We start from the raw sequence: 866 nt of genomic DNA, 5'->3' as shown, positions 1-866 counted from the left end.
ACAGTCTTGGTGGTACAGCTAACGAAAATGATTACGACTTACTTACTAGCTCAAATGTCACCGAGCAGTCCACTAAGGTCAGCGGTGTCGTCATTTTTGACGAAGGCATGACTGCCGAGCTAGTACTAGAAGTCTTAGATGACCAAATTGTTGAAAGTGATGAGCAGCTTATCGTTACATTTAATGATCCGGTCAATGCGGTGATAGGTGCGAACGAGCAGCATCAGATCACGATTACAGAATCGAATATTGCCCCTAGATTAAACGTGACCGCAGAGCAAAATGGTTTGGCGCTTACAACGCTCAGTTCAGGTGAAGGCTTGGTGACTATTCATGCGCTTGTTGATGATTTAAATTCGGCTGACTCACACTCATTTGACTGGAGTAAAACCGACAACCAGCTAGTAGACCTTGACGGCGACTCAAGAACGCTTACCTTTGATCCGGTCAATTTAAGTACAGGCGTATATATCGCCGAAGTGAGTGTTACAGACAACGGTACGCCAAGTAAAGCTTCAAATGCACGTATAAATCTTAGAGTGATTGATACCTATCTTACATTGTCGGCAAATGACGATTCTGATGGTGATGGAGTCAATGATTTCGTCGAGGGGCGACTAGATTCCGACTATGATGGTATCGCTGACTACCTTGATTTTATTGACGGTTCAGCTTTGTTGCAGCACCGAGTAGGCAGTGACGATGAATATCGCTACCTAATGCAGGTTGAATATGGAGCGTCTCTATCCTTAGGCACAGCCGCTATGACGGACCCTAATGGCGGCGCATTACTCAGTGCGTTAAATCTGGGGGATATGGGATTAGAAACTGATGCTGAATTCGACTATGCCAGCGGCCTATTTGAT

Annotated in this window: 1 protein-coding gene; it reads left to right on the top strand. The window is 45.3% G+C overall.

The features are described from left to right. Window positions 1-866, top strand: an 866-nt coding sequence (locus tag A3729_RS32365) for a hypothetical protein (RefSeq protein ID WP_197475600.1), incomplete at both ends; no start/stop codon positions are given.

The organism is Oleiphilus sp. HI0043 (genome assembly GCF_001634935.1).
Note: the sequence above shows the minus strand (reverse complement) of the source record. Positions and strands in the feature narration are given on the sequence as shown.